The sequence below is a fragment of the Paenibacillus artemisiicola genome (assembly GCF_017652985.1).
Lineage (GTDB): Bacteria > Bacillota > Bacilli > Paenibacillales > Paenibacillaceae > Paenibacillus_Z > Paenibacillus_Z artemisiicola.
On the sequence record NZ_JAGGDJ010000003.1, the window covers coordinates 34,056 to 60,930 of the forward strand.

The 26,875-nt window shown below is 61.0% G+C and carries 19 protein-coding genes; 5 read left to right on the plus strand and 14 right to left on the minus strand.

Annotated elements, in window-relative coordinates; all coding sequences use genetic code 11:
- Nucleotides 1-2 precede the first annotated feature (2 nt).
- Nucleotides 3-4,244 carry a S8 family serine peptidase gene (locus tag I8J29_RS06025; protein WP_208846784.1) on the plus strand — a complete coding sequence of 1,414 codons (4,242 nt, stop codon included), beginning with the start codon at nt 3-5 and terminating at the stop codon, nt 4,242-4,244.
- A gap of 125 nt (nt 4,245-4,369) precedes the next feature.
- Here the strand turns inward: I8J29_RS06025 and I8J29_RS06030 are convergent, their stop codons facing one another.
- Genes I8J29_RS06030 through I8J29_RS06050 form a run of 5 tightly spaced genes read right to left on the minus strand, consistent with a single transcriptional unit; the run spans nt 4,370 to nt 9,054 of the window.
- On the minus strand, nt 4,370-5,092 hold the full coding sequence (locus I8J29_RS06030) for a GntR family transcriptional regulator (RefSeq protein ID WP_208846785.1): 723 nt from the start codon (nt 5,090-5,092) through the stop codon (nt 4,370-4,372).
- Between the two features lie 28 nt (nt 5,093-5,120).
- Nucleotides 5,121-6,134, minus strand: a complete 1,014-nt coding sequence (locus I8J29_RS06035) for a sugar kinase (RefSeq protein WP_208846786.1) — start codon at nt 6,132-6,134, stop codon at nt 5,121-5,123.
- Complete coding sequence (dagF, locus tag I8J29_RS06040; RefSeq protein WP_208846787.1) at nt 6,127-6,882, minus strand: 2-dehydro-3-deoxy-phosphogluconate aldolase; 756 nt, start codon at nt 6,880-6,882, stop codon at nt 6,127-6,129. The genes I8J29_RS06035 and dagF overlap by 8 nt, the downstream gene beginning before the upstream one ends.
- Nucleotides 6,882-7,988 (minus strand): DgaE family pyridoxal phosphate-dependent ammonia lyase, encoded by a 1,107-nt coding sequence (locus tag I8J29_RS06045; RefSeq protein WP_208846788.1) that lies wholly within the window; start codon nt 7,986-7,988, stop codon nt 6,882-6,884. The genes dagF and I8J29_RS06045 overlap by 1 nt, the downstream gene beginning before the upstream one ends.
- A complete protein-coding gene (locus I8J29_RS06050; RefSeq protein WP_208846789.1) occupies nt 7,966-9,054 on the minus strand; it encodes an amidohydrolase/deacetylase family metallohydrolase in 1,089 nt (362 codons plus the stop codon). The genes I8J29_RS06045 and I8J29_RS06050 overlap by 23 nt, the downstream gene beginning before the upstream one ends.
- Before the next feature lie 180 nt (nt 9,055-9,234).
- Between I8J29_RS06050 and I8J29_RS06055 the strand changes: the two genes are divergently transcribed.
- Nucleotides 9,235-11,571: a helix-turn-helix domain-containing protein gene (locus I8J29_RS06055; protein WP_208846790.1), complete on the plus strand. Its 2,337-nt coding sequence runs from the start codon at nt 9,235-9,237 to the stop codon at nt 11,569-11,571.
- Between the two features lie 118 nt (nt 11,572-11,689).
- Here I8J29_RS06055 and I8J29_RS06060 read toward each other — a convergent pair whose 3' ends face one another.
- From I8J29_RS06060 to I8J29_RS06075, 4 genes are all read right to left on the minus strand, one after another.
- Complete coding sequence (locus I8J29_RS06060) at nt 11,690-12,709, minus strand: glycoside hydrolase family 130 protein (RefSeq protein WP_208846791.1); 1,020 nt, start codon at nt 12,707-12,709, stop codon at nt 11,690-11,692.
- 154 nt (nt 12,710-12,863) lie between these two features.
- Nucleotides 12,864-14,474: an extracellular solute-binding protein gene (locus I8J29_RS06065; protein WP_208846792.1), complete on the minus strand. Its 1,611-nt coding sequence runs from the start codon at nt 14,472-14,474 to the stop codon at nt 12,864-12,866.
- Between the two features lie 157 nt (nt 14,475-14,631).
- Nucleotides 14,632-15,543: a carbohydrate ABC transporter permease gene (locus I8J29_RS06070; protein WP_208846793.1), complete on the minus strand. Its 912-nt coding sequence runs from the start codon at nt 15,541-15,543 to the stop codon at nt 14,632-14,634.
- Nucleotides 15,544-15,559: 16 nt separating this feature from the next.
- On the minus strand, nt 15,560-16,525 hold the full coding sequence (locus I8J29_RS06075) for an ABC transporter permease (protein ID WP_208846794.1): 966 nt from the start codon (nt 16,523-16,525) through the stop codon (nt 15,560-15,562).
- Nucleotides 16,526-16,878: 353 nt separating this feature from the next.
- On the opposite strand from I8J29_RS06075, the gene I8J29_RS06080 reads away from it, so the two are divergent.
- Complete coding sequence (locus tag I8J29_RS06080; protein WP_208846795.1) at nt 16,879-18,159, plus strand: glycoside hydrolase family 125 protein; 1,281 nt, start codon at nt 16,879-16,881, stop codon at nt 18,157-18,159.
- 147 nt (nt 18,160-18,306) lie between these two features.
- Here the strand turns inward: I8J29_RS06080 and I8J29_RS06085 are convergent, their stop codons facing one another.
- Complete coding sequence (locus I8J29_RS06085) at nt 18,307-18,687, minus strand: hypothetical protein (protein ID WP_208846796.1); 381 nt, start codon at nt 18,685-18,687, stop codon at nt 18,307-18,309.
- A gap of 207 nt (nt 18,688-18,894) precedes the next feature.
- On the opposite strand from I8J29_RS06085, the gene I8J29_RS06090 reads away from it, so the two are divergent.
- Complete coding sequence (locus I8J29_RS06090; protein ID WP_208846797.1) at nt 18,895-20,472, plus strand: response regulator transcription factor; 1,578 nt, start codon at nt 18,895-18,897, stop codon at nt 20,470-20,472.
- Nucleotides 20,469-22,277 (plus strand): cache domain-containing sensor histidine kinase, encoded by a 1,809-nt coding sequence (locus I8J29_RS06095; protein ID WP_208846798.1) that lies wholly within the window; start codon nt 20,469-20,471, stop codon nt 22,275-22,277. The genes I8J29_RS06090 and I8J29_RS06095 overlap by 4 nt, the downstream gene beginning before the upstream one ends.
- Nucleotides 22,278-22,334: 57 nt before the next feature.
- Here the strand turns inward: I8J29_RS06095 and I8J29_RS06100 are convergent, their stop codons facing one another.
- The 4 genes from I8J29_RS06100 to I8J29_RS06115 form a co-directional block, all read right to left on the minus strand.
- Nucleotides 22,335-23,918, minus strand: a complete 1,584-nt coding sequence (locus I8J29_RS06100; protein ID WP_208846799.1) for an ABC transporter substrate-binding protein — start codon at nt 23,916-23,918, stop codon at nt 22,335-22,337.
- 50 nt (nt 23,919-23,968) lie between these two features.
- A complete protein-coding gene (locus I8J29_RS06105) occupies nt 23,969-24,889 on the minus strand; it encodes a carbohydrate ABC transporter permease (RefSeq protein ID WP_208846800.1) in 921 nt (306 codons plus the stop codon).
- A 117-nt stretch (nt 24,890-25,006) separates the two neighbouring features.
- Entirely contained in the window at nt 25,007-25,927 is a 921-nt protein-coding gene (locus I8J29_RS06110; RefSeq protein ID WP_240545953.1) for an ABC transporter permease, read from the minus strand.
- On the minus strand, nt 25,924-26,874 hold the full coding sequence (locus I8J29_RS06115; RefSeq protein ID WP_208846801.1) for a nucleoside hydrolase: 951 nt from the start codon (nt 26,872-26,874) through the stop codon (nt 25,924-25,926). Before I8J29_RS06115 ends, I8J29_RS06110 begins: the two co-directional genes overlap by 4 nt.
- Nucleotide 26,875 lies beyond the last annotated feature (1 nt).

The following is a 26,875-nucleotide window of genomic DNA, read 5'->3' on the forward strand; positions in this document are numbered from 1 at the left end:
GCATGCAGAAGCGAATTCCTAAGGTATCGTCCATCGTGATCTCCACGACCGTCTTGGCGGCTTCCCTGTTCCAGCCCGCCTACTCCGCGTCCGCCGGCGCTTCGCCGAACGGCTTGATCCCGGCCTCCGCCTCGGCGGACCCGGACCTGAATCTGTTCGAGACCTTCGCGGACGATTGGAAGCGCAGCTTGGCTTCCGCTCCCGGCGCTTCGGCCAACCTCCTAATATCGCCGGAGATCGACACGTCCTCCGCGGGGCCGGTCAGCGTCATCGTGCAATTGAGCGCTCCGCCCGCCGCCATCGGCAAGTACGCCGCGGGCAAGGGGAATAAAACGCTGGCGGCCGAAGCGACCGCGAAAGCGGTGCAGACCGAGCAAGCCGCATTCTTGAAATCCGCCAAAGCCGGCGGCTTATCCCTTGACGTCGGCTATCGGTACAATCAGGTGCTGAACGGGATGGCGATCACGCTGCCGGGCACCCGCATCGCCCAACTGGCGAAGCTTCCGGGCGTGAGCGCGATCTACCCGAACTTGACCTATGCATCGGAGCCGGCGCCAGCCTACGAGGCGAACGCGGAGGATCCGCGGATCGATATGACGCCCCTGCGGCAATTGGGCGTTGACGAAGCCTGGGCGGAAGGCTACACCGGCAAAGGGCTCAAAGTGGGCGTCATCGATACCGGCATCGATTACTTGCATCCCGACCTGAAGGACGCGTTCAAAGGCGGGCACGATTCCTTCTACAACGACGACGACCCTTATGAAGACATTGCCATTCCGGAAGAGCTGGTCGCGGGTACGGCCCATGGCACCCACGTCTCCGGCACGATCGCGGGACGCGCGGCGAACGCCGACGGCCATTTCCTGCAGAAGGGCGTCGCCTACGAAGCGGACTTATACGCGTATAAAGTGTTGGGCGGCGTGCTGGGCACCGGCACCTCGGCCATGATCGTTGACGGCATCGAACACGCCGTCAAGGACGGCATGGACGTGATCAACCTGTCGCTCGGAGACGATGCGACGAAGGATCCGTATTCCGCGGAGGCGGTTGCCATCAACAACGCGGCGCTCGCCGGCGTCGTCCCCGTCATCGCGGCAGGCAACGCCGCCATGGACGCGCCTTACTATTATTCGCTCGGCTCCCCGTCGACGGCGGAGCTCGGCATTACGGTCGGCGCGGCCACCAGCCGGATCGACACGTACGAGACGGCCGCCGCCAGCTCCTTGACGGGGCAGGGGTACGCGCTTCGCGCGATGGCCTGGGCGCCCGGAAGCACGGATTTCGCCTCCATCCTCGGAACGGATCCGATTGAGGCGGTCTATCTCGGCTTCGGCTTGGACGCCGATTACGAGGGGAAAGACGTGGCGGGCAAAATCGTCATCGTCACGCGGACGCACGACAGCCAACACCTCCCTTACGGCCGGCAAATCGTCACCGCCAAGCAGCACGGCGCCAAGGCGGTCGTCATCTTCAACGGCACGACCAACGATTCCCGCGACGTCTTTCAGCCGAATACCGTCGATCTATCGGAATCGATTCCGGGACGGGACGGCCCGATCGGGTACATGGGCTTCCAAGGCGAATACGACGGCTTCATCCCCGCCTTCGACCTCGCGGGCAAGGAAGGCCGCGCCTTGGTTCGGGCCATGCTGCGGCAGCCGGACGCGCCGGTTACCCTGACGTTCGGCAAGCCCTTCAAGAGCGTCTCCCTGCCCGGCGATACCATGGCGGAATTCAGCTCGCGCGGGCCGAACCAGGATGGAAGATTGGGCATCAAACCGGACGTCGTCGCGCCCGGCCACCTCATCCGGTCGTCGGTCCCCGCCTACGGCGCGGCGCACCCGGATGCCGATTATTCCGAGGCTTACGAGCGTTACAGCGGGACCAGCATGGCGACGCCGCATATCGCCGGCCTCGCGCTGCTGCTGAAGGATAAATTTCCGGATTGGACGCCTTCGGACATCCGGGCGGCGCTCGCGAATACGTCCGATCCCTTGGCGGACGAGAACGGCACGCCGTACGATGCTTATTCGCAAGGCGCCGGGCGCGCCGATCTGACCCATGCCCTGCATACGGCGGCATTGTTGAAATCGCTGGACGAAATTACGATCATGGACAAGGACATGAAGCCGGTCACGCTCCCGAGCGAAGCCAGCAGCGTCGCTTTCGGCGTCGTGGATCCGGCCGGCGACGCGAAAGCCGCGAGCACGCTTCAGCTGAAGAGCGTGACCGGCAAGACGGTGACTTACGCCGCCAAGACGGAGCTTCACCAAACGTTCACCAATAAGCCCGGATACGTCAGCACCCCGGACTGGGACGGCGTCTCCGTCAAGCTGACCGGACTGGATGCGGACGGCAAACTCGCCGTCGGCGCCGGGAAAGCCCGCACCTTCGGCTTGTCCGTCGAAGCGAAGCCGGACGCCAAGCCGGGCGTGTACGAAGGGACCGTCGTGCTGGAAAGCGACGGCGTTCCGACCCTCCGCCTCCCGTTCGTCTTCCACGTCGGGAAGAAGTCGCTCGATAACGAGAACGCGTTCGGAGGCATCGACGTCACGAACAGGATCGTATCTCCGCAATCGCCGATCGACATTACCTTGCATTACAACGGCGGCGGCTATAATGTCCTGCAGCTCGCCCTGCTCGACAACGACGGCCGGTATTACGGGCTGCTCGCGGACTGGAGGAGCGCCAAGAACGGCTTCGATTCCTATATGTCGAAGGGCGATTACGTCATCGAAGACTTTAACGGAAGCTATCTGGACGGATCAAGCGGCGCGAACGGCATCTTCGATCTGCCTTCGCTGCCCGACGGACAGTACGTGCTCTCCGCCGTTACGGCGTTTTCCGTCTACGGCTTCACATCGGCCGTCCATTTCTCGAATATCACGATCAACGTGGACAACGATTATGCCGGCGGCGGTCAGCCGGGGGGCGGCAATCCGGGAGACGGTCAGCCGGGAGGCGGCAATCCGGGAGGCGGCGGTCAGCCTGGCTCCGGTACGCCGCAAACGCCGGACGCGGCGCCGGCGGATAGCGGCGTGGACGTCGCGGCATCGGTTATCGGCGCCGCGCAAACGCCGGTATCGCTGGCCGCGAAAACAAGCGCGGCTAACGGCGTGCTGACCGCGACCGTTGACGATGCCGCGTTGGACCGCGCGCTTGAAGACGCGGCGAAACCGGTCGCGCTCGTCGCCTCGGCCTCCTCCGCGGACGAGGGCGAAGCGGCGCTGCGCTTCACGCCGGCCCAAGCGCAGCGGTTGAAAGCCGCGCCGACGGGCAGCTCGGTCGTGTTCGCATTGGACGGCGCATCCGTCGCGCTTCCGCTTTCCGCTCTCGGCGGCCTCTCGGAGGACGCGGGTCTTGTCATTCGAATCGAGAAGGACGGCGATGCCGTCAAGCGCTTCGAGGCGGCTTATCCGGATGCCCGCGTCGTCGGCACGCCGATCGCCTTCGAAGCGGGCGGCGTCGAGGACGGCCGCGAGACACCGATTCCGCTCTCCGTCCAAGACACGGTGACGCGCGCCTTCCTGATCGACGGAGACGTCCCCGCCGCGACGGCCGGCGCTCTGTACGAAGAAGACGGCGCCGTACGACCGGCGGCCGCAACCTTCAAGGCCGGCAAGCACGGCGGCACGATCGTGACCGTGGCGCGTCCGGGCTTCTCGACCTATGCGGCGGCGGTGCGCGGCGTCGCGTTCTCGGATATCGGGTCTTCGTGGGCGAAGGACGAGATCTCGAAGCTCGCCGCCAAGTTCGTGATGAACGGCACGTCCGCCGGCGCCTTCGCGCCGAAACGCAGCGTGACGCGGGCCGAGCTCGCCTCGATGCTGGTCAGAGCGCTCGGCCTGAAGATCTCTGACGCAGCGGCGCCGTTCGCGGACGTGCGCGAGAACGACTGGTTCGCCGCCGAGGTTGCCGCCGCGCACGCGGCAGGATTGGTAACCGGCGACAACGGACGCTTCCTTCCGAACGCGCCCGTGAGCCGTCAAGACATGGCCGTCATGCTGAACCGCTCGCTTACGCTGCTGCATGCGAAGCCGGCGGGCGGCGGCATCGTTTACGCCGATGCGGGGACGTTCGGCGCCTATGCGGCCGACGCGATCCGGGCCGTCACCGAAGCCGGCCTGATGAACGGCGTCGAAGCACAAGACGGCCGCTTCTTCCGGCCGGCCGAAGCGACGACGCGCGAAGCGGCCGCCAAAGTCATGTACCGCTTGCTCCAAGCGGGAAACCGGATCGACTGACCGCGCGGAATTGCCGCGTGCCGCAATCGCTCGAATAGCGTAATTTAACGAAAAAGAAGGACCGTCGGAGCTCGAACTCCGACGGTCCTTCTTCATGCGCGCGGAAACGGGGCCCCGTGCCGGCTTTACGCGTCGTAACGGACCAGATACGGCTGCAGCTCCGTCTGGTAATAGCCCATGCTGTACTCGATGAGCCGCCCTTCGAGGTCGTACGTGCGCCGCTGCCGCACGAGCAGCGGCGACCCCTCCGGAATCCCGAGCAGACTCGCGGTCTCCGCCGAGGCCGTGCCGACCGAGAACGCGTCGCGGAAGTTGTCCAGCGCGACGCCCTGCTCCTCCAGCAAATCGTACAGCGATTCGAACGCCGGCTCGCCGGCGTCCCGCTCCGCCTTCGGCAGCAGGGCAGCGGCCACCTCGTGCCGGATGTGAAGATACGGGCGGTCGTCCAGCACGTACAGCCGCTCGATGCGGATCGATTCCGGCCCCAGCAGGCCGTGCAGCTCGGTCCCCGGCTCCAGCCGCGCGCGGGTCATGGACAGCATCCGCTTCTCCAAGCGGTGCCCCTCCTCCACCAGCAGCTCGGTGAACCGCTTGCCCTTGGAGAGCCGGGAGACCGACACGTTGGTGAGCACGATGGTGCCGACGCCGCTTTTCTTCGCGACGTAGCCTTCCTCCGCCAGTTCCCGGATCGCGTTGCGCACCGTCATTTTGCTGACGTTGAATTCCTTCTCGAGCTGCGGCTCCGGCGGGATATGGCCGCCCAGCGGATAGACCCCGTGAAGGATGCGGTCCTTGACGATCTTCTTGATTTGCAAATACAGCGGGCCCTTCTTGCGCGTGATGGTCATCCCGGCTCCTCTTTCTTCGTCATCCTGGTTACCGCACGATATCGCCGGCCGTACGGGCCAGCGCCTTCACCACGTCCGCCTCCGACGCCAGCGGCGTATCCCCGTGCACCGTGTGCGCGAGCGCGGCCGCGGCGGTCGCGAAATCGACCGCGTATTGTGGATCGTCGCCGCGCAGCCACGCGTGAATGATGCCGCTCGCGTACGCATCGCCGGCGCCGACCCGGTCGTACACCGAGAACGTCGACGGCCGGGCGAACCGGAACGTCCCTTCCCGGTAAAGATAACCGGCCAGCGTATGCGTGTTGTCCCCGTTTACCTGCCGGTGCGTGCCGGCGATCGCTTCGATCCCGTATGTCTTCGCGACTTGCGGGATCAAATCGCGCAGCTGCGCCAGGCGGTCGGCGCCGCCGCTCGGCATGCCGAGCGTGAGCAGCGCGTCCTTCTCGTTCATGAAGACGAGATCCGCCAGCTCCAGCATCTCGCGATAATGCGGCGCGGCCGCCGCGTGCCCGCCTTCGCCCCAGAGCGACGGCCGGTAATTGCAGTCGAAAATCACCTTGCCGCCGCGGCGCTTGACCGCGGTGGCCAATTGCTTCATTTGCGAGCGCGCGAGGTCGTTCATCGCCAGCGTGATGCCGCAAAAATGCGCCGCGTCTACCGCGTCGGCAATCCGCTCCCAATCCCCCGCGTCGCGCGGAACGGTATTGAAGCTGCTGCCGAGCCGGTCCGTATAGGTCACCTGGCTCGGACGGAGGCCGAAGCCGTGCTCCAGGAAATACATGCCGATGTACCGGCCTCCCCGGCTCACGAACGCCGTCCCGATGCCCAGCTTGCGCAGCTGCGCCAGCGCGGCGTCGCCGAGCGAATTGTCCGGCAGCGTGCTGGCCAGGTACGTCTCATGGCCGAAGCGCGACAGCGCCGAGGCGACGTTGACCCCGGTTCCCGAGAACGAATACGCCAGGCTGCCGCTCTGGGACAGCGTCGCGAAGCCGGGCGTCTCCAGGCGCATCATCACTTCGCCGAACGCGGCGATGCTAGACATGCCGGTCGACCAGCGCTTTCAGCTCGCCGAGCAGCGTCCGCACGTCCTCCACGCGCGTATCGCCGCTCGCCGGATCGATAATCGAGGAATAGACGTGGGGAATGACCTGCGGCACGCCCGCTTCCAAGGCAATCTCCAAGATCCTCGCGAAGTTGGCCGGGTCGATGCCGCCGGTAGGCTCCAGCGCGAAGCCTTCCTCTCCGCAGGCTTTGGCGACGGCGCGGTATTCCTCCTCCAGCTTCAAGCCCTGCATCGGGAAGTATTTCAGCGCATGCCCGCCCATGTCCCGGACCAGCGCGATCGCGGCCTTGACCGGTACGACGGCTTGATCCGCGGCGGCCGCGCTGAACACGCCCGTCGAGACGTTCACGTAACCGGGCCGGCCGCAAGGCGACACCAGCGCGTTGATCCAGCCCGCCCAGCCGCCCAGGTTGGCGCTGGTGGCGCCGACGGCCGGAAAGATCTGATTGACGTGGCTGCCCGCGTACGACTTGACGATCTCGGCCACGACCGCGCCCTGGCGGTTGTCGCCCGCGCCTAGACCGATCGATACCGCGTCGTCGATGGCCGCGCCGTACTGCTTCATCGCCGCCACGGCGGACGGCGCGTCGGGATAGGCCTTGGAGAGCACGCCGACGATCACGTGGCCTTCCGCCGCTTCGTAGATCTCGCGCGCGTTGTCGATGCTGCCCGCCAGCACGTTAAGCGCCGCTTTGTTTCTGTATAACCGGGAACGAATGTCCGCCATTAGTGCTTCCCTCCGATAATGTCTTGAATGCGGCCGATAATGACCGCCAAATCGTCGCCTTGCAGCGAGCGCGGATCGATGTCGAAATACCCCTGCGCCACGCCGTAATCCCGCGTATACACGGCAATATCGCCGCCGCGAAGCGCGTCGTTGACCGCCCGCGCGGACAAGCCCGCCACCGCTTCGTCGATGTTGACCCGGCCGCGGAAGATCGCCCGGCCGGCCTCGTCTTGGACGATGCGAACGTCAACGCCCGGAAGCGCGCCCAGCGCGTCCAGCGCCGCGAGCGCGGCGCGCTCTTGCTCGCTTGCGTCGCCCTTCTCGAAGTACTCGTCCAGCGCCCGCAGCAGGCCGAAGATCGACTCCTTCCCCACCTTCATGCTCCGTCCGATGCCGTGCAGCTGCGTCTTCACCCAGCTCACGCAGTCCGCCTTGCCCGCCACGATGCCGGAGGTCGGGCCTTCGATCGCCTTGGAGCCGCTGTAGATGACCAGGTCCGAGCAGGCCGGGTACTTGCGCAGATCCTCCTCGGCCGCGGCGTCGACGATCAGCGGCACCCCGCGGCGCCGCGCCACTTCCCAGGCCTCCTCGACCTTGATCATGTTCTTCTGGACGCAATGATGCGATTGCACGAACAGAATGGCCGCCGTCCGCGCGCCCAGCGCCATCTCGAGATGCGCTTTGCGCCCCTCGTTGGCGTAGCCGGCCTCGACGAGCTTCCCGCCGCCGAGCGCGACCATCGTCTCGACCGGGGCGCCGTATTGGACGTTGTGCCCCTTGAAGAGGACGATCTCGTTGCGCTCCGGCAGCTCCTGATGGAGCTTGAGGCTCGCCCGCTCGTCGCCCCGGGTGACGACGGCCGCGACGGCCATCGCGATCCCGCTGGAGGCGGAGTTGACGATGACCGCGTCTTCGGCGTTCAGCAGCTTCGCGGCGTACGCGCCGGACTTGTCCGCCAGATCCGCCATTTCGACGTAGCTTTGGCCGCCCGTCTTCATCGCCGCCATGACGCCGTCGGTCGGCGCGGAGACGCCGAGAATGCTCATGCGCCCGCTGGCGTTGACGACCCGTTTCAATCCGTATTTAGCATGCAAAGTACGATCCATGGATCACTGCTCCCTTGGCTTGAATATAGGCGTTCGCCGTTCGCGTCTCCCCTTCGGAATCCGTCAGCGTCTTGCCGCCCTGCTTGACCTCGAACACCGTCAGGTTCGCGTTCCCGCCGACGCCCAGCTCGGCGAGCTCGGGCCGGCCCAGCCAGGCGGCCGCGTTCACCGTCACCGCATCGACGATCTCCCGCAAGCCGTAGCCGAGATCGAGAAACTTGCTCATGACGTCGGCCAAGCTGAAGACCGGCCCCTCGAGCCGATTGCGCTCGTAAATGTCCGTGCTGATGGTATGCGGCGCCAAGCCGGCCGCCCGGGCCTGCTCCGCCACGCGGAACGAGAAGCTCGCCGACCCGTGGCCGACGTCCAGATGCACGCCGCGCGCCACCGCGTCCGTCAGCGCGGGGAGGGGCCGTCCTTGCGCGTCGAACAGGTTGTTGGCCTTGCCGTTCAGATAGTGCGTGACGATATCGCCGCGCGCAAGCAGCGCCATCACGTCGCCGATGGCCGGCGGCCCGGAGCCGATATGCACCATGAGGGGCAGCCCCGTCGCCGCGGAGAACCGGCGGGCTAGCCTTAACGGCTCGATGCCCAGCTCCTTCACCACGCTGCGACTGATGCGCGCCTTGAGCCCGACGATGAAGTCCGGGTAAGCCCGCGCCGCCTCCCGGACCGCCGCCCCGTCGATCCACTCCGGCCGGGACAGCTCGTCGATGCGCGAGAGGCCGATCCGGGAGACGTTCAGGAAGGCCAGCAGCCGCGTGACCGACCGGCTCCCGGCTTCCCGCAGCTCGCCGATCCGGTCCGCGCCGCAGCTCCCGGCGTCGACGATCGTCGTCACGCCTTGCTTCACCCCGATCTCGTCGATCGCGTCTCCGTACGGCTTGAATGTCGGAAAGGCATGCACGTGCATGTCGATCCAGCCGCTGGAGATATAGCCGCCTTCGGCGACGACCTCGCCTTCGCCCGTCCCCGGCGGAACGATCGCGGCGATCTTGCCTTCGTCGATGACAATGTCGGATACTTGTCCATTCAACCGTTTCATGCTGCGCAGTACAATTCCCATGGGTCCGAGCATCCTTCCTTTCCGTGCCGGCGGGCTGCATGCCCGGCTTAATCGAGTAAAGCTTAACACATCCTAGCAATAAATTGAACATAACGTTATAATGTTCATACAAATAAAAAAGGGCATGCCGATGGCACTCATCATCCGCATTCATCGAATCGCTATCCCCGGGAGGTCGCCGTGAACGCATTTCTTAAGTCATCCCGCGAGAAGTCGGGCTTTCGCTTCACTTGGAACCGCTTTAAATCCAAATTGCTCCTCACTTATACGCTGTCTTACATTTTGATTTTTTTGATTCCGCTTTCAGGCGTCACCTTCGTCATCTACCATAACGCGACGGGCAACCTGCGCTCGGAGATCGAGCAGTCGAATGTCAACCAGCTCAACCAGGTACGGCTGTCCATCGACAATCAGATGAGCAATTTGCTCGAGACGGCCAACAACATCTCCTTCGACGAGCATCTCACCAAGTACATGGTCTCGCACCCGTACTACAGCCGCGACGCTATCGCCTCGCTCGCGCGCTACAAGACCAACAACACGGTCCTCGAGGATTTGTTTCTCTATTACCGCGGCGAGGATCGCGTGTATTCCAGTCTCGGGATGTCGAATTTCGATCTCGTCTTCAAGAACATCTACCGGTTCGAACGCTGGCAGCCGGGCGAGATCAAGCAGGCGCTGAACCAAACGGCGTTCAACACCGTTCGGCCGGCCGAGACGGTCGTCGTGCGTTCGCGGAGCGAATCCATGCTGGCGATGCTCGTGCCGATCAAGCCCAACGATCCCTACCCGTACGGGACGATCCTGTATCTCATTAAAGAAGCGCAGCTGACCGGCGTGATGGATTCCATCCTGAACGATTTCTCCGGGAGCAGCTACATCTTCTCGGGCACGGGCGAAGTGCTGACGGCCAACAACCGGGGCGACACCCTTCGCGGGCAGGATTTGGCCTCCTTGACCGCGCTCGCTCCCGGCATCCACGGCATGGCGCTCGGCGGCGAACGCTATTCGGTCGTCACGGTCAAGTCCAAGATCAACGGCTGGACGTACGCGACCGCCATTCCCAGCTACCAGTTCTTCGAACAGGTCGCCCAGATCCGCACGATCATCCTGCTGGTCTTCGCCTTCACGGCGCTGACCGGCATTATCGTGGCCATGCTGCTCGCCAGAAGGCAGTATCACCCGATTCGCGATTTGCTGGAGTTCGCTTCGCTGCAGCGCGGCGCGAAGGACGCGCCCCGGAGCCGGAACGAATGGGACTGGATCAAGCAGACCATCCACGACTACAACGCGCGCATCGACATGCAGGAGCCGTTCGTGCGCAACCAATGCCTCATGCTGCTGTTCAAGCACGGGAAGCCCGACGATCCCGAGATCGAGCGGATGATCGTCCAGTCCGGGCTGGAGCTGCCCGAGAACGCCCGCTGCTTCACGATCATCCTCAGCTTGGACGAGCAGCAGCGCGACGAGCGGTCGTGGACCCGCCAGCAAGCGCTGCGCGCTTTGCTCCATCGGCTGGATCTGCCGGAGCTGCATGCCCGCATCTACGGCGTCGAGTTCTCCGTCGCCCACCGGCTCGCCCTCATGGTCATGCTGCTGCCGACGGAGGAAGACGACGAGGAGCAGCGCGTAAGGGGCATCCTCGGCGAGCTCGACAACCGCCTCGCGGACCAATTGCCCCGGCAGCCCAATCTGGGCGTCGGCACCGTGTACGGCGGCTTGTCCGGGCTGAACCAGTCGTTCCTCGAAGCGGCTTCGGCGCTGGAGCAGCGGATGCTGACGGTCAGCGGGCGCATCGCTTACTTCGAGGAGCTCGCGGAGCCGTCCGCTTCGGCCGTATCCGGCGAGAGCTACTGGATTCCGAAGAAGTGGCTGCTCAAGCTGGAGCAGAGCCTCAAGCAGGGCAACGAAGCGACGGCGCTCCAGCTGATCGCGAGCATGATGGAGAAGATCAAGCAGGAAGCGCTGCCGGTCGGCCTGCTGCGCTGCCTGTGCTTCGACGTCCTGAACTCCTTGCTGCGGACCGCCGCCGAGCTCGGCATCGACGACATGCACGGCGACATCTCGTCGCTGCACGCGTTCGAGACGCTCGAGGGACTGGCGAGCAAGCTGCGCTCCCTCGCCATGCGCATCTGCCTCGCGGCTACGAACCGGACCGAAGAGGCGCAGCCGACGCTGATGGACGAGATCGTCGCCTACGTCGAAGAGAACTACGCCGACTATACGCTCAGCCTGGAGCATGTCGCGCTCAAGTACGGCACCTCCACGTCCTATCTCAGCCGCAGCTTCAAAGAGAAAATCGGCGCGAATTTCACGGAATACATCTGGCAATGCCGGCTCAAGGAAGTGGTGCGCCAGCTCCTGCACACCAGCGCGCCGCTCAAGGATATCATCGAGCGCGTCGGCTATCTGGACGCGCCGAACTTCATCCGCAAATTCAAGAAGGAAACCGGCGTTACGCCCGGCCAATACCGCAAGCTGCACGGCGCGGGCGGCCCCGTCTCCCTGGACTCGTAACGGATCGGCAACCGCGCGCAAGGAGCTGTTTAACGTATGGAGGACGTTATACAGCTCCTTGCCGCGTTCCTATCGGCTTTCCTATCCGCTTTCCTTGCCGCGGTAAGATCCGCCTCGTCTACTCCCTCGGCTCATTCAGGACGTAATCCACCAGCTCGTCGAGCGGGACGGTCGCCAGAGCGATCGCCGTATCCGTCACGCCGTAATAGATGTACAGCAGCCCGTCCTTCACCACGTTGCCGGTCGGGAAGATGACGTTCGGGATCTGATAGCCGAACTTCTCGTAATACGTCTCCGGCTCCATGATGAAGCGATGCGTCCGGGCAATCACCTTCTCCGGATTCTCGAGGTCGAGCAGCAGCGCGCCGACCCGGTAGACGATCCGGTCGTCCACGCCGTGGTACAGCACGAGCCAGCCCTTGTCCGTCTTGATCGGCGGCGTCGAGCCCCCGATCTTGCGGGATTCCCAGGCCATGTTCTCGGCTTTGGCCAAGAGCTTCGGCGCTTCCCAGTGGATCAGGTCCTCGGAGTAGGCGATCCACATCGCCGCCTTGTCCGTACCGTACGCTTCGCCCACATACTCCTCCGGGCGCCGCAGCAGGACATACTTGCCGTTGATCTTCTCCGGGAACAAGATGTTGTCCCGGTCGTTAATCGTCAATTCCGTCGTATCCGCGACGAATTCCCAGTCGACGAGGTTCTGCGATTTCGCGATGGACGAGCGGGTCAGCCAATGCCCTTCCTGTTCGCCCCAGCCGTCCGGGTACTTCGGAAGGGAGCGTTCCGGGACGCCCGTGTTCGTCGGATAGTAGTTCATCGCGCAGGGACGCAGCGCGTAGTTCATGTAGAACACGCCGTCGAGCTTGACGACGCGCGGATCCTGGACGCTGCCGTACGGGAAGCCCAGCTCGTCCGGCGTCAGCACGGGTTCGTCCTTCACGTGGGTGAAATGCACCCCGTCGTCGCTGCGCAGCAGACCGAGGTAGTTTTTGCAAGGGGTCAGCGAACCGGCGGTCCGCTCGATCATGTAGAAGGTATCGTCTTCGAGAATGACAGCCGGATTGAAGACCGTCGCTTTCCGCCATTCGTATTTGCCGGGAACCACGATGGGATTGGCGGGATGCCGGGTGATTTTCATGGGACTCTTCCTCCAATGCAGGCGTCTGCGATTAATGATTGCTTGTCGTTGCAACGCGGGAAGAAAGCACGGCCTGCCGCGATTCCGCCGCAGGCCCGTCCCTTCCGTTGCCGGCGCCGCGGCCTCGTCGGCCGCGCGCCGGGTGCGAATTCAATTAGTTGCTTTTCCAGCGGTCATAGGCGGTTTGGTAGATTTCGGCCATGCGTTCGCCGCCCATCTTCTTAATGGTCGCGACATAACCGTCCCAGTTCGTCAGCGGCTCGGCGCCGGTCACGAACTTGGCTTCCATCTGACGCACGTACGTATTGAGGTCGGACGTCATCGCCGTCACGTCCGCCTGCTCTTCCGGCGTCAGGAACAGCACCGGGAACGGAATGCGGGCGCCGCGGTCGAGCAGCTTCGTCTTGGTCTCGTTGGCGACCCAGGCATCCACGTCGCCCAGCAGCCCCTTGTCGATCTCCGGCAGGTTGATCGTCGGCGCGGGAATCCCGTAGTTCGGCGTAATTCTCGAGCGGTATTCCTCGCGGTCGCCGCCGTCCGGCACGGGCAGGTATTCCTTCACGAAGTTGGCCTTGTCCGTGTACTTCCACAGAATGCCTTCCGGTCCTTTGTTGAACATGGTCGCGCCTTCCACGGAGTAGGCGTAATCGACCCAGCGCATGGACGCTTCCGGCGACGGATTCGTCTTCGAGATGGCGAAGGCACCGGTGTTGATGCCTTTGTTCTTGGCGATGGCCGGCTTATCGACGGAATCGCTCTTCACCGGGCTGAACATCGGATCGTCGGTGTTCGGCTCTTCGCCCATCATCTGGAACGCCGTCCAAGCCGAGAACAAGCCGAGCTGGTTGTTGCGCGCTTTCGCCTCGCGCTGCTCGCTCGTTTGCGAGAAGCTCTCGTGGTCCAGCAGGTCTTCCTTCCACAGCCGGTTCAGGTACGTCAAATAGTCCTTGTATCCCGCTTCGATGGGGGTATAGTGCACCTTGTCGCTGTCGTCCACGTAAATCTCTTCCTCGTAGATGCCGAAGGCGCCGAGCAGCCACGTCCGGATATCGCGCAGGCTGTTGCCGGGCGAAGCGGAGGACAGCGGAATTTCGTCGGCCTGGCCGTTCTTGTTCGGGTCTTCGGTCTTGACCCGCTTCAGGTACGCGTACAGCTCCTCGGTCGTCTCCGGCAGCTTGGTCACGCCGAGCGCTTTCAGGTAATCGCCGTTGTACCACAGCGGGTTCCGGTACCACGGCTGGTTGAATTCAATGACCGGCAGCGCGTAGATATGACCGTCGGGCGCGGTGATCGATTTGCGAATCTCGGGATTGTCGTCGAGAATTTTCTTGACGTTCGGCGCGTAGCCCTCGATCAGGTCCTCGAGCGGGAGCAGAATGCCCTGCTCGCCGTAATTCATTTGCTCCGCCGGCGTCAATCCGGCCGCGTAGAAAATGTCGGGATACGTGCCGCTGACGAACACCAGGTTTTTCTTCGTCTCGAAGGCATCCTTCGGCGCGTTTTGGAAGGTCATGTGAATGCCCGTCTTCTTCTCCATCTCTTGGAACAGCGGCATCTTGTCCCAATTCTGAATGCCCACGTCGGGTCCCATCATGGTGAGCGTCAACGGCTCCTTGACCACGGGGAAGCCTTCCTTGTTCACGTTGTCGGCGGCGGCGCTCGGCTTGTTTTCCGTCTCTTTTTCCGCCGAGCTGCAGCCGGCCAGCGCCCCCGCCAGCATGGTGCCCGCAAGCAGCAAATTCAACTTCTTTCTTCCTGTCTTCATAACGCGCTCCTCCCTTAGTTAACCTACCGTTGTTATTTATAATAAACGAAGACGACCGGTTCCCTGAAACGAAATGCCCCTGCAAGCCTGCGTCAATCCGTTCATAACGTCCGGGGAAGGGCCGGCGCTTCGGTTATTCATGCCGATTCCCCCGCCGTTACCCTTTCACCGAGCCGATCATGACGCCTTGCACGAAGTAGCGCTGCAGGAACGGATAGACGGCGATGATGGGCAGCGTGGAGACGATGATCACGGCGTACTTCACCATGGAGGCGATCTCCGCCTTGGAGGCCGCCAGACTGGCCGCTTCCCCGCTCAGTACCGCTCCGTTCGTCTCGGCGCCCATCTGCTGAAGCACGAGGATCTGCCGAAGCACCATCTGCAGCGGAAACTTGGTATCGTCGTTCAGGTAGATCAGCGCGGAGAAATAGCTGTTCCAGTGCCCCACGCCGTAGAACAGCGCCATGACCGCGATAATCGGCGCCGACAGCGGCAGCACGATGCGGGCGAACAGCCGCAAATTCGTGCAGCCGTCGATATGCGCCGCCTCCTGCAGCTCCTTCGGAATCGTCGACTGGAAGAACGTCCGCGCCACGATGATGTTCCACACGGATGCGGAGACCGGCAGGATCAGCGCCCACATCGAATTGATCAAGCCCAGATTCTTGACGACCAGATACGTCGGCACCAAGCCGCCGCCGAAAAACATCGTAATTAAGAGCAGGATCATGAAGAACTGCCGGCCGACGAAATCGCCGCGGCTGAGCGCGTACGCAGCCGGCAGGGTCACCGCCAGATTGATCAAGGTGCCGATGCAGGTGTAAAGAATCGTGTTGCGGTAGCCCATCCAAATCTTGGAATTTCCGAACACGAGCTTGTAGCCTTCGAGCGTGATCCCCTTCGGCAGCAGCCACATCTCCCCGGAGTTCACGTACTTCGGCGTGCTGATCGAGGCGCTGATCATATAAACGAGCGGATAGAGCACGATGACGAGCGCCGCCGCCAAAAAGAGATAAACCAGGACGAGAAAGAGCTTGTCCCCTTTGGATTCTTTGATTGCCGATACCATCGCTGTGACCTCCTCGTTACCAAAGACTGTTGTCGCTGGTTTTTTTGGCGATGCGGTTAACCGTCAGAAGCAGAATGGCGTTGATCGCGGAGTTGAACAAGCCGACGGCCGTCGAGAAGCTGAGCTGATTGTTCAGCAAGCCCGACTTATAGACAAAGGTCGATATTACGTCGGAGGATTCGATATTCAGCGAGTTTTGCAGCAGCAGGATTTTCTCGTACCCGATGCCGAGGATGTTGCCGACGTTCAAGATCAAGAGAATGGCGATCGTCGGGACGATCGTCGGGATGTTGATGTGGATCACGCGCTTCAGGCGGCTCGCGCCGTCGACGATCGCCGCTTCGTGCAGCTGCGGGTCGACGCCGGACAACGCGGCCAGGTAGATGATCGTTCCCCAGCCGGCGCTCTGCCACACGCCCGAGAGCACGTAGACCGTCTTGAACCAGCGCGGATCCTCCAGGAAGGACGCCGGCTGCAGGCCGACCCACTCGATCATGCGAATCAGAATCCCGGAGGACGGGCTCAAAAACGTGATGATCATGCCCGCCATGACGACGATGGAGATAAAGTGCGGCGCATAGGTGACGGTTTGCACGCTGCGCTTGAAGAACCCGTTCTTGATCTCGTTGAACGCCAGCGCGAGCAGGATCGGCAGCGGGAAGCCGACCGCCAGCTCGTACAGGCTGAGGCTGAACGTGTTCCATAAGAGATCCCAGAAGTAATAGGAATTGAAGAACCGTTCGAAGTTGTCGAAGCCGACCCAGCTGCTGCCGGCGATGCCCTTGGAGGGCAGGAAGTTTTTGAACGCGATCTGAACCCCGTACATGGGCACATAATGAAATACGATGAAATACAGCAGGCACGGTACCATAAACAGGTACAGCTCCCAGTTGTGCAGGATTCTTTTTCGCAGGGAGCCTTTCTTGATCTTCTCGAGCCCGGTCGTCCGCGTCCGGGACGTCAGCGCCTCGCTTGCTTTCATATGCACCGTCTCCTTTCCGTGGCTCTTCCGCCGTATCGCAGGAAGGCCGTTATGTTCCGTTAAGCAAGCGTATTCATTTTCGCCTTGCCCTCTTCATACGACACATTCTAAGAAATTCGGCGGACGACCGTAAATATGTCGAATCTGAATTGTCACGCCGAAAAGCCCGTCACGCCAGGCATGACAAGGCTTTCGGCGGGCCGACGGCCGCGGTTGGACGAGCGTTCGTCGTCGCGCATGTGTCGGATTTGACCTGCCGATCCGCGCGCAAAGGATACATATTGCGCAGGGCCGCCGGGTGTGACATTCTTGCTGCAGTTTGAATCCATCGCCACAGGAGGTTTGTCCATCCCATGACCGTCCCTGCTTCCGTATCCCGTTTCCTGGATGAGGCCGATCGCCGCCTGGCCCACCGGCCCAAGCTTCAGCGGCTGTTCCGCAACTGCTTTCCCAATACCTTGGAGACCACGACCAAGCCGCTCGAGGACGGCACGACCTTCGTCTTCACCGGCGACATCCCGGCGATGTGGCTGCGCGACTCCACCGAGCAAGTGCGCCACTATTTGCTCCTCGCCAAAGACGACGAGGAGCTCCAGCGCCTCTTAAGCGGCCTGATCGCCCGGCAGATGTTCTATCTGACGATCGACCCGTATACCAATGCGTTCAACGAGACGCCCAGCGACGCCCACTACCGCGCAAGCGACGATTGCGGCCTCAATCCGTGGATGTGGGAGCGCAAATACGAGCTCGACTCCCTCTGTTTCCCGGTGCAGCTGCTGTATAGCTATTGGCAGGAGACCGGCCGCGTCGACGCGTTCACCGACACCTGCTACCGCGCGCTCACGTCGATCGTGAACGTCATGATAACCGAGCAGCGGCATATGGAGCGGTCGCCGTACCGGTTCGTCCGCGACACCGACAAGGAAACCGAGACGCTTCAGAACGACGGCCGCGGACTTCCCGTCAACTACACCGGCATGACATGGTCCGGCTTCCGTCCGAGCGACGACGCCTGCCTGTTCGGCTACAACATCCCGAACAACATGTTCGCCGTCGTCGTACTCGGCCATATCCGCACCATCGCCCGCGACATCTACAAGGACAAGCGGCTGGCCGAGCGGGCCGAGAAGCTGCGCCGGGAGATCGACTTCGGCATCCGGGCCTACGGGATCGTGAACCATCCCGCGTACGGGCGCATCTACGCGTACGAGACGGACGGCTTCGGCAACTACTGCCTCATGGACGATGCCGGCACGCCGGGGCTCGTCTCCATCCCGTATATCGGGTATGCCGGACCCGACGATCCCGTCTACCGGAACACCAGGCGCTTCGCGCTAAGCGGCGACAATCCGTATTACTTCCAAGGGACGCATGCGCGCGGCATCGGCAGCCCGCACACGCCGAAAGGCTACGTCTGGCATATGGCATTGTCCATGCAGGCCCTGACCTCCGACGACGACGACGAGATCCGCGAGCTGATCGACATGCTGGCGAATACCGACGCCGACACCGGCTACATGCACGAGGGCTTCCACCCGGATGACCCGGCCGTCTTCACCCGGCCCTGGTTCGCGTGGTCCAACAGTCTGTTCGCCGCCCTCATCGTCAAGGCCATGGAACGCGGACTCGTGTAGACGCCGCGCCGGCGGACCGTTCGCACGGGGCTATTCAAACAATCAAACGAAGAAGGCCAGCCGGTCGCGAGCGACCGGCTGGCCTTCTATTATCCCTCGCACGCCAAACAACGATAAGACAAAACTGCATCAACACGCCTTACCCGATCATAGAATCGCATCCGCCGGCGGCAGCGTCAGATAGACGGCCTCGATCTCGCTTTTTTCTTCGATCAACGCCTTTGCGATCCGATGTCCCCCGTCAATCAATTGGCCCTCGGCGCATAACAAGACGGGGTACGCCAGGTTCGCGCCGATAATCCGAGCGCAATGAAACGCGACGTTGCGAATCGTCGGGACCGGTCTGCTCCCGCTATCCGCAAACCAACAATCCTGATCGAGCTCCCGGATGGATTCAAGCTTGACCCTCTGAACGGGCAGGTCCTTCGATAGCGCCCACAGCTTCTCCACGTCCCAGTAATGCCGCCTTCCGTCGATTAATCTTCCGTGCTTATGCTTCATGCGCGCAAGCGATTCTTCCATCGTCATCACCTCTTACTCCTCTACTTCTTCGAATCTTGCGGATTGCCCTTCCCCGTCCCTGTGAATATCCGACGGGATCACGTATAATTTCCTTAGATGTAATCGTTTTCAAATGAGGGGACGACAATGCGGAATACCGCGTCGTTCGCCGCGGCATGGTTCCCTCGCGCGGCAGGCGTCCGGCCGCTACTACCTAATCGGGAGTGAAATCGCATGATTAAGCTTCTGCTCGTCGAAGACGAGACCGCTACTCGGCAAGGCCTGATGAAACATATCAAGTGGCATGAGCTGGGCATCGGGGTCGTCGAAGAGGCCAAGGACGGCATTGAAGGGCTCGAAGCGGCGAGCCGCCTGCGGCCCGATATCGTCGTATCGGATATCCGCATGCCCGGCATGAACGGCATCGACTTTACCGCCTCGGTCCGCGAACGGTTTCCCGCCTGCAAAATCATTTATTTGAGCGGGCATTCCGACAAGGAATACCTGAAAGCCGCCATTCGCATCAACGCGGTCAGTTACGTGGAGAAACCGATCAATCTCGACGAGCTGCAGGAGGTGATCGCCAAGGCCGTGCAGCTGTGCCTGGAGCATCTGAAAGCCGACCATCTGAACCTGGCATTGTCCGAGAGCCTGCCGTTCATCAGGCAGACGATCGTTAGCGGGCTCATTCGCGGCCCGATCGACGACGACGAACTGAAACGCAGCCTGCAGCTTGCCGGCGTCACCTTTGCCCCCGGCAGCTCCTATACGGTTTCCATCCTCGTCCCCGCCCATGAGGACGGCGAACCGAACGCGATCGACCTGCGCGGCCTCAACCGGATCGTCGACTATCTGCATCGGGCTTCGAACGGCTTCACGCACCTGGCGGCCATCCAGGATTCCGCCCGCATCGTCGTGATCTCCGCCCATCGGCCGGAACGCCGGAACGAGCTGGCGGCGGTCTACCCGCTGCTTGCGGAGCATCTGAGCCAGTACCCGCCTTCCCCCAAGGTGTCCTGGATCGTCGGCATGACTTCTCCCGGTTGGGCGGGAATCCGCGCTTCCTACGAGACGGCGGCCGGGTTTCTGAGCCGGCTGTTCTACTACGGCTTCGGCACGATGGTCGATGCCATGGAGAAGCCGACCGCCGCGTACCCGATCACGCTCGAACTCCTTCATGCGTACGAGAAGCTGCTGCAGGAGCTGAACAAAGAGGCGATCCTGTCGTTTGCGGAGCAGCTGTATCAGGCCATGCGAACCAAGACCGGCACGCCGGCCGACGATGTCAGAAGCCTGTTCTACCGCATGCTGCGCCTGCTCGCGGAGCAAGGCGAGAAGCGTGGCCTGCTCCTGAGCCCGTCCGGCGCCGGGCAGGAGGAATACGACTGGGCGGTCATGTCCAAGATCGGCACGTTCAAGCAGCTGAAGGACTACTTTCTGCGCAGGGCGGCCGTTCTCCTCGACCGCATCGCGAATCTGGAATCCAACTGCAGAGCCGTGCTGGACGTGAAGAAGTATATCCGGGGCAACTACAGCGACAAGGAAATTACCGTGCATATGCTGGCCGATCACGTCCACCTGACGCCGACCTATCTGTCGTCGCTGTTTCGGAAAGAGACGGGCAAGACGATCAGCGAATATATCGCGGAGGTCCGCATCGCGCGTTCCGCGGACTTGCTGATGGAGCCGCAATCCAAGCTGTACGAGGTCGCGGATCTGTCGGGCTACAACGACGCCAATTATTTCGCGAAGGCCTTCAAGAAAATCACCGGCATGACGCCTACGCAATTCAGGAGAAAACATAAGCCGTGAGAAACCCGCTGCGGACGATAACCGGCTTGTTCACGAACCTGCATATTCGGGGCAAGCTCCTGATCTCCTATTTCATCCTCATCTTCCTGCCGCTTGCGCTGATGACTTCGTTCTCGTACAAGAACGTATCCCGCGATTACGAGAAGCAGATCCTTCACTCCGCCGATCTGTCGTTCGACCAGGCCTACACGTTCCTGAGCTATAAGGTGAACACGCTGATCAAAGCCTCCGACGTCATCTACTTCAACGCCGACGTGCAGACGATGCTGACCCGGGACAAGCAGGCGTTCGGAGACGATTACGTCCAGCAGAATATCGACAGACAGAAGCTGGAATCATTCTTGAACAGCTTTCAGAATGCGGAAGACGTCTACCGGGCCAGTCTGTACGTGCCGGGGTGGCTGATGTACGCGGGACAGAACTTCAACTTCTTCGACATGGACGCCTTCTCCCAAACCGGGAGCTACCGGGCGCTGCTGGCTTCCAAGGATAAGGTCAGCTGGCTGCCGGAACATGCGATCACCAACAACAACAGCAATCTCGACCCGGTACCGGTCATCTCGCTGCTCCGCAAGATCCGCAACAGCGAGCAGACGACGGAAATCATCGGCATTATCGAACTGAACATTCTCAAGGAATTGATCGAAGATATCCTGCGGAAAGCGAATATCGCGAATGACGGCGCCGTCTATCTTCAAAACGCGAACGGCGCGATCGTAAGCTGCTCCAACATGGACAATTTCCGGCGGATCAACCCGGATCCGGCGCTGATTCAAGACGCGCAAACCGACGGCCCGGCATGGAGAAACGCCGCCATCGGCGGCAGCGATTACGTCATCAAGACCAGAGCGGTCGAGAATACGGATTGGACGATGGTGACGGCGATTCCAATGACCGATATCCTGACGCAAAGCATCCGAATCCGGGACCTTATGCTCGTCTTGATGCTCGTCTGCGGCCTGATCTCCTACGGATTGGCCTACTTGATTGCCGGCGCGACGGTCAAGCGCATCCTGCTGCTCAAGAAAAAAATGCGCTTGGTGCAAGAAGGCGTGCTGAACGTGGAAGCGCAGTCCGCGAGTCGGGACGAGATCGGCGAGCTCACCGACAGCTTCAACCACATGGTCAAACGCATCCGGCTGCTCGTCGAAGAGCAGTACCAGAACGGCAAGGAAATCAAGAATCTCGAGCTCAAAGCGCTCCAGGCGCAGATCAACCCGCATTTTCTGTACAACACGCTCGAGATGATCAACTGGAAAGCCATCGACAACGGCGTGCCCGACATCGCGGTCATCTCGCAATCGCTCGCCAAGTTCTATAAGCTCAGCCTGAACAAGGGCAGGGACATCGTCAGCATCGAAGACGAAATCAATCATATTCGCGCCTATGTGCAAATTCAGAATTTGCGGTTCGACAATAAAATCAAGCTGGACGTTCAGATCGACCCCGCCTTGTACGGCCGCGATATCCTGAAGCTGATCCTCCAGCCCCTCGTTGAAAATGCCATCATCCACGGCATCCTCGAGGCCAGGGACGGCAAGGAAGGCACCATTGCGATTACCGGCTATCCCGAGATGGGCGAGATCGTCTTGACGGTCGCGGACGACGGCGTGGGCATGCCTTCGGAACAGGCCGAGCGCCTGCTTGCGAACGGGAACGCCGGCGAGGAAGTCCAAGGCTACGGCGTCCGCAACGTCGACCACCGGATCAAGCTCTGCTACGGCCAGGAATACGGGCTTGCCTACCGCTCGTCGCCGGGCAACGGCACGTCCGTCGAGATCCGGATCCCGGATCGCTTCCGGTAAACAAAAGGCTCAGGAGGGATGTCATCCCTCCTGAACCTTCCGATCGGTTGAACGGATTTACTTGTTGGCCGCCAGGAACGCGTCCAGCTGCTTCTGCATTTCGGCCATGATCTTCTCCGAGCCCGCGGCTTTGACTTTGGATTGGAGCGTCTTCAGTCCTTCTTCCGGATTCTTCACGTACCCGTAGTTGAGCGGGAACGAATACTGCTGCACGATATTGGTGACGGCGGCCATCTCGTTCTTGACCGGCTCGAAGTCCGGCGTGAAGAGCGCGTACGGGTTCTCTCTCGCCCGGTCCGCCAGCTTCTGACGCACTTCGGCGTTGGTCGGCGGCGTACCGACGACATCATAGCGGAGCTCCGGCGCCTTAAAGCCCCACGAGCAATAGCCATCCGGCGCGAAGCCGTCCAGATCCAGCGGTTTCAGCTTATTGTCGGCCGTAATTTCATAATGCTTGCCCTCGATGCCGTACGTCAGGAGATTGTTGTAGCTGCGATCCGTGCGCAGCAATTCAAGGAGCATCAGCGCGCGTTCCGGATTTTTGGACGAAGCCGGTACCGCCATGCCGTCCTGCATCGCTTGCGTTTTATACGTGTACTTGCTGTTCAGATAGAATTGGACGTCCCAATCCGGATGCTCCATGTATACGCCGCTCCAGGAATCTTGATTGTGCAGTTTGGACGCGGCCTTCCCTTCCGTTAACATTTTATCGTCTTTGTTGGAGAGAATCGATTTCGACCAGTAGCCCTTGTCTCCCCACTCTTTCATTTTCTTGAAGTAATCCAGGATGCCGTCCGTCTCGTACAAGTTAAAGATCTTCGGATTGGCATCGTCCATGTTGATATAGAACGGGGAAAACTGGCTCGACAGGATCCCGTAATAGCCTTGCGCATTCGCATAATACGACTCCAGACCGCCGGATGAGCTGATATCGCCGCTTGGATCGAGCTGCGGATCGTTCTTCACGACCGCATCCATGAATTTCCCGTAATCATCGATGCTGTCGATGGATGTCAGTCCGTATTTCTTCATTAAATCGCCTCGGACGATATAGCCCATATCGCCATACTGATAGAACTCCGAAGGCATCGCAAAGAGATGGCCGTCCACTTCCGTCTGCTTGTAGAAATCCGGAGTGATCTGGGCAAGACTCTTCGGCGCGTATTTCTTCGCCAGGTCTTTAATATCCATGAACGCGCCCTTCCGGGCATTCTGATAGAAGTTCGTCCACGTCGAAGCGTAAATCAAGTCGATCGGTTCGCCGGAAGCCAGAAGCAGCGGATATTGCGTGCCGTAATCGGCCCAGCCGACCCAGTTCACTTTCAAGGTCGCGTTCAAGTCCTTCTCCAGCTTCTTGTTCACTTCGGCCAGCACCATGTCGTAATCCCGGGCGGGCGAGCCGATCAGGTACATGGTCAGGTCGACGTGCTTGGACAGGTCGATATCCGGCTTCGCCGCGCCATTGTCGGCACCGGCAGCGGCGTTATCCGTCGTGCCGCCCGCATTGCCGCTCGTGCCCGAATTGCCGCCGCTGCCCGAATCGGCGTTTGAATTTCCGGAGTTATTGCCGCAGCCGGTTAACGCAATCGCCATTGTGAGCGTGATTGCCAGAAGCAGCGTTAATACGTTTGATCTTCTCATACGCATCCCCCTTGAAATAGTCGTTATGCGATAAACCGGATCATCCGGCATTATCCTTTGATTGCGCCGACCGTAAGGCCTTTGACGAAATACTTCTGCACGGACGGATAGACGAGAATGATCGGCCCCGTCGCGATCACCGCCATGGCGAGCTTGAGCGACAAGGTCGGAACGGAAATGGCGGCCACGCTGGCCATCTTGGAGATCCGCGAGATGGCCTCGGCGGATTGCAGCGTCGAGAACAGCAAATATTGCAGCGGGTACTTGTTCACGTCGGTAATGTAGAGCATCGCGTTGTACCAGTCATTCCAGTAATCCAGGGCATAGAACAGGCCGATGGTGGCGAGCCCCGGCTTCGTAAGCGGCAGGATGAGCTTCATGAAGATCGTGAAGTCTCCCGCTCCGTCGATCTTGGCCGATTCGCTGATCGAATCGGGAATCGAACTGATGAAGGTCCGCATCACGATGAGGTAGAACACGTTGATCAGCAGCGGGAGGATCAAGGAGAGCATGTCGTTTTTCAATTGCAGGTACTTCACGAAGAAGATATAAGTCGACAGAATGCCGCCGTTGAACAACGTCGTGAAGTAGAAGAAGAACGCCAGCTTGTTCCGGTACTTGAAATCCTTGCGGTTCATCACGTAAGCCGTCATCGAAGTCAGGAATAGCCCGATGACCGTCCCGACCGCCGTAATGAAAATGGATACGCCGTAGGCCCGTATGATCGCTTGCGGGAACTTGAACAACACGCGATACGCTTCGAGCGAGAAATCGCTCGGTATGATGCCGTAGCCGTGCAGCGCGATCGCGCTCTCGTCCGTGAACGAGCCGGAGATGAGAATTTCGAACGGCAGCAGGCAGAGGATCGCCGCCACGCTCACCACCGTGTAGCTGATCACGTTGAATAGGAAATTCGCGCCTGCCGTCTTTGGAATCCTTCCCGTCCGGTCGATAGCAAGATTGTTCTCCATAAATCTCCTTTCCTGGCGAAAACGTAATCGGCTTACCCCCTGGTCGCGAACTTTGTTCGCTGCTCGGGCATGCATCCTGCCTGGTCGCGAACTTTGTTCGCTGCTCGGGCATGCATCCTAGAACAGCGCGTTGTCCGGTCTGGTCCTCCGAATGACGCCATTCACCACCATAATGATGACGAAGCAGAGCACGGATTGATAGAACGTCGCCGCGGCCGGCATCGCGATGTCGCCGCTCGTCAGCAGCGATCGGAAGACGAACGTATCGATGACATCGGTGGAATCGAACAGCTGGCCGTTGTTGCCGATGATCTGGTAGAACATCTGGAAGTCGCCGCGCAAGATCCGGCCGATATTGAGCAGGAACATGATGAAGATCGTCGGGCTGATCGACGGAATCGTAATATAAAAGATTTTCTGGAACACGTTCGCGCCGTCGATCTCGGCGGCCTCGAAGCATTCCGCGTCGATGCTGAGAATCGAAGCGATATAAATGACCGACGTATAGCCGACCCACTTCCAGGAGTTGAAGAAACAGATGATGAAGATCCATACCGTCGGCGTGCTGTACAGGTTGACGGGGTCCATGTGCAGCGATTTCAGCACCGAGTTCAGCGTCCCGGTCTCGTAGTTGAAAATGTTGTACACGAAGACGCCGACGATCGTCCATGAGATGAAGAAAGGGAGGAAAATAATCGATTGCGAGACCTTCTTGAAATATTTCCCTCGCATCTCGTTAATGAAAATGGCGATCATGATGGCAAACAGCTGCGAGGTCACCAGATTGAGCACATTGTACAGAATCGTATTGCGCGTGACCCGCAGCCCGGTTCCCGAATTAAAGAAGTATTTGAAGTTTTCGAACCCGTTCCAATGACTGCCGAACACGCCGAGATCGAAGCGGTAGTCCTTGAACGCCAGGATGATCCCCGCCATCGGGATGTAAGAGATTAAGAGGACCAGCAGCACGGCGGGCAGCGCCATGAGAAATAAGGTTCGATTCTTACGAAGTTCATAGAGAATGCCGTGCTTGTTCAACCGCTATCCCTTCCTTCGTCCGCGAGTCGTTGCGCCATGGCGTCATGGCTTCGGTGGCACACCCTGTCCATATACAGCTTGAGGAACGCTTCCGCCTCGACGCGCTTCGCGGCCCGGATGACGGACCGGTCGGCGCCGCCGCGCCAGTAGAGGGCGCTGCGGTTATACGTCTGCCCGCGCGTAAATTCGCCCTGCGTCTCCACGACGATGTCGTCCTGTTGGAATTCGAGCAAGCGATCGTCGAATACGGCGCAGACGGCCAGCGGATCGTGCAGCATCGGATGGTGGTCCGTCACTTTCCGCCACCTGGCGAGCAGCTCCGGGAGATACGCGGCCGATCGTTTCGGGCTGGTCGTCAGCCGGTCCGCGTCTTCCGCGGTCAGCACGCATTGCACCGTCACGTCCAGGCCGACCGCCCTGATCGGGATGCCGGATTCGAACACGACTCTCGCGGCCTCCGGGTCGCACCGGATGTTCCATTCGCTTAGATGGCTGTAGTAGCAGCCGCCCATCATGACGATTTCCTTCACCTTGCTTCGAAGCGCCGGCTCTTTAAGAATGGCGATCGCGATATTCGTCAGCGGGCCGATCGGCACCAGCGTAATCCCGCCGTCCGACTTCAGGATCGTATCGATCATGAAGTCGATGCCGTTCGTGCCGAACCCCGCCGCGTCCCCGTCGCGTTCTTTGGCGTATTGGTTCGGGATCTCGTTCACGTCAACCTTGTTCAGCATCGGACTGCCGATGCCGGCGTAGACGGGAATGTCCGCGCGTCCGGCATGTTCCAGCAGCCGAACCGCAAGTTTCGCCCTCGCTGTCACGTTTTTGAACACCGTCGTAATGCCGAGCACGTCCAGCTCGGGCGACTCCAGCGCAAAGGCGATCGCCAGCGCGTCGTCGATATCGTCGCCGATATCCGTATCGATGATGATCTTCGTCCGCTCCATC